3 protein-coding genes are annotated in these 3,713 nt (G+C 44.2%); all 3 read left to right on the top strand.

Annotated elements, in window-relative coordinates; all coding sequences use genetic code 11:
• Nucleotides 1–489: 489 nt before the first annotated feature.
• Complete coding sequence (gene repA / locus C0081_RS23025) at nt 490–1,674, top strand: plasmid partitioning protein RepA (protein WP_245418047.1); 1,185 nt, start codon at nt 490–492, stop codon at nt 1,672–1,674.
• Entirely contained in the window at nt 1,671–2,708 is a 1,038-nt protein-coding gene (repB, locus tag C0081_RS23020; protein WP_101536094.1) for a plasmid partitioning protein RepB, read from the top strand. The genes repA and repB overlap by 4 nt, the downstream gene beginning before the upstream one ends.
• Nucleotides 2,709–2,903: 195 nt before the next feature.
• Nucleotides 2,904–3,713: plasmid replication protein RepC (repC, locus tag C0081_RS23015; protein ID WP_280952908.1), on the top strand; the 810-nt coding region annotated here is incomplete at its 3' end.

Genomic DNA, 3,713 nt, shown 5'->3' with positions numbered 1-3,713 from the left:
GAGATAATACGAAAAGTGGGCCCACTTTTGATTCTTCAATTCATATTTTTCAATGACTTAAGGGGGGGGTTATCTAACCCCAAACGAACCCAACCTCCATGATTTGAAAATATGCAACAACATTATCAGCTGGTTGGTCAATAATTGGGCTATCTAATGAATTGAACGAAATCAGATTTGCACAGAACGATATCGATAAATATCGTTAGGAAAATTATTATTTACTTGCTCATTCATTCCTTGCGATTCTCTTTATTTTGATTTTTTTATCAAAAAAATGCTCTCGAACCTACACTATCCACCAGAAACATGTTGGTTCAAATTTCAAAAATGAATGGTAAATCAATACTTTAATGTTCCGTTAAGTTTTTGTTAACTCTAATTAGGCTTGACAGATTTGTGCTTTTGGTGCTCATCATGCTAACGATTAAACCCCTCAGCCCTATTCATTAGCGTTATTATTAGGGCCTTTATTGGGTGGAGGACGCTTTGCAAAGTACCCGCAACATTATTGGTGATATGGCGATTTTGCTCAATGAGCAAATTACCCAAGCGTGGAGGGATACATATCCACCTGAAGCGCAAAAAACCCTTAGAGGGTTTTCCTCTCAAGAAGTCGCTGATCTGTTGGGTGTAACAGCGGGCCGATTGCGTCAGCTTGAACTCGCCGGAGAAACGCCTAGCGTTGCGCGGCTTACGAGAGGACGCCGCCAATATACACTTTCTGATGTTAATGTCATTCGCGAACTGCTTTCCAAAAAAGGTGGGAAAAGTGCTAAGCGCTATTATCATCGCCGCCGAGATGGCGAGAAAATGCAGGTTATTGCAATCGCTAATTTCAAAGGCGGCTGCGCAAAAACGACTACCAGTTTGCACTGTGCACAATATCTAGCCCTTCAAGGTTTACGTGTTCTTGCCATCGATTTGGACCCTCAAGCCAGTCTCACTGAGTCTTTTGGCATTAGGGCTGCAATGGATGTTGACGAAATGCAGTCGCTGTATGGTGTGATTTGCTACGATACAGATCGACCGTCTTTAAAGTCGGTTATCAGAAAATCCTATTTTTCTGGCCTAGATTTTGTTCCAGCTCACGCAGAATTAAACTATTTTGAACATGAAACACCGCAGGCAATCGGTGATCCAACTCTTCTAGGTGGCGAACACTTTATTCGTCGGATTGCTTCGGCGTTGGAAACTGTTTCTGATGACTATGATGTTGTAATTCTGGATGCTCCCCCACAGCTTTCATATATGACGCTCAATGCAATTTTTGCAGCAACTGGGCTTATCATTCCAGCACAGCCAGCGATGCTGGACGTTGCTTCTATGTCCCAATTTCTTTCTATGCTCGATGAAATGCTGACCGTTTTGGAGGAAAGTGGAGCGGATTGTGGACACGATTTTGTTAAGGTGCTCATCACACGCCATAACCCAAACGATACACCTCAAGCAACAATAGCAGCGATGCTTAGAGGGCTGTTTAGCAATACAGTTTTGGCTTCTCCCGTCCTCGAAACAACGGCAATCGCAAATGCAGGATTAGACAACAAGTCAATTTATGAATTGGAAAGAGGGGCGGTCGGAAGAGACACATACCTTCGAGCGATCGATTCAGTAAATGCGGTAAATGGTGAAATTTTTCAATTGATTAAAAATTCTTGGGGCCGGTCATGAATAAAGCGGATGATAGAAAAAAGCGGTTGGCTAGAACCTTTGGTGTTCCAGATCGTGAAAAACTTCTAGAACAAGCGCAAAAAAATCAATCAGATCGAAAATCTAGTGCTTTGCCAACATCCGCACTGAGATCAAACATGACCGTGCTTGAAACTCGGGTTGAAGAACTCCAACAGCAGTTACACGTTTCCGCAACCAAACAACTTGATCCTAAGAAAATTTTACCCTCGGTTGTCGCAGATCGTTTTCCATGGGATGAGACAGACCCTGATTTTATCGCTTTGAAACAGTCCATCCAACAGGATGGTCAGAAACTTCCAATCCTTGTCCGTCCTCACCCAGAGCAACCAGATCATTACCAGATAGCCTACGGTGCTCGCCGTACCCGTGCGTGTGAGATTTTAGAGAAATCTGTCACAGCATTTGTGCAAGATCTCACCGATGAAGAACTTGTAGTTGCTCAAGGTATTGAAAACAATGAACGCACCAACCTGTCTTTCATTGAAAAAGCTTTGTACGCGCTCACTCTTACCAAAGCCGGGTATTCGCGTTCTCTAGTTGGAAGGGCAATCGGCGTTTCCGATGATGGTAATGTTCGTAAAATGACACAAGTCTGTGAGGCAGTGCCAGATAGCATTTGTATGCTAATTGGCCCATGTCCAAGCATTGGCTTACCTCGGTGGACCTTGCTTGCTAAAGCTTTTGAACAAAACTCATTCGCTGCTTTTCAAGCAATCGAATCCGCCGTTGAAACTCGAGCGTGGGCAAAGGCGGATAGTAATGGCCGTTTCGAAATTTCTTTGAAAATTGCTCAAAAGCTGAATTCTACAACGGGGAAAAACGCAAGCATCCAAGAAACGTTTGTTTCTGAAACAGGAACGAAGCTTGCTACTTACAAAGAGAAAAGCGCTTCTTTCGATTTTTCGATTGATAGAAAAACAGGCAGCGAATTTGCAGTCTATCTCAAAAACCGAATGCCAGAACTAATCGCACAATATGAAGCAGAGAATGGGNAAACCGAATGCCAGAACTAATCGCACAATATGAAGCAGAGAATGGGAGTCAATCATGACTTAGTCTGCAAAAACGAAAAACCCGCCAATACTTGCAATATTGGCGGGGAATTCCATTGACAAAAGCATAAGCCTAAGTCCGATGTAACGCTCCGACTATAGGTGATTTAGATTCGCGAATCAAGCCGCAGCCTTTCGCAGCGTGCGCTTTTCTATGTGTTTTTGTCCCAAATTTCACCAACTCTTATGCAATTTTTGTACAGAGAAGGGGGACCTATGTCTTCGACACATAAGACAATTGCGCGTTTTCGCAGGTTGTCTGATGGCATCATCGCCAGTGCTGTGCTAGCGCAACAGGATAACCGTCCTGTCATTGAGAAACATGAATTGTCTTTGACACTTAAACGTGTAGCACCGTGCCTTGGGATTAAAGCAACGGCCTACCACGTTCTTGATATACTCCTCGGGCTTGTGCAAGCCGACGATTTTCAAGAGGGGCGGCGGCCAATTGTCGCGATTTCAAATCAGCGTCTGGCTGAATATACGCTGCACTCCACACGAACCGTCACGCGTTGTCTGAAACAGCTCGTAGAAGCAGGTATCCTTGCCTATAAGGATAGCCCGACGGGGCGTCGATATGTCAACAGGGACCGAACAGGCCGCCCCATTCAAGCTTATGGGTTGGACTTTACGCCTGCTTGCTTCAATCTATCCGCGTTTAAAAATAGAGCTGATGCATTTCAACAAGAATTGAATGCTCAGCGCGAAGCCAAGCGGACAGTTTCCAGATTGGCACGCGCAATTTTAGATTTAGCGGAGTTTGATAATAAGCGCTTTGCCGAGCTAATTGATCGCGCACGGCAGATCTCAGAAGATAGCGAAACATCTTGGACAACCCGGGCTAGCCAGATGAATGCGGTGTATGAAGATGCATTGTATATGGCAAAAACTGAAACCAAGAACGTTCAAAAAGATTTTAAAATGTCTGTCGCGGGTGACATCAGTGTCGCAACTATATCTAATACA

The organism is Cohaesibacter celericrescens (assembly GCF_002866925.1).
Lineage (GTDB): Bacteria > Pseudomonadota > Alphaproteobacteria > Rhizobiales > Cohaesibacteraceae > Cohaesibacter > Cohaesibacter celericrescens.
The sequence above is the reverse complement of the archived record's forward strand: the minus strand, read 5'-3'. Positions and strand labels throughout refer to the sequence as shown.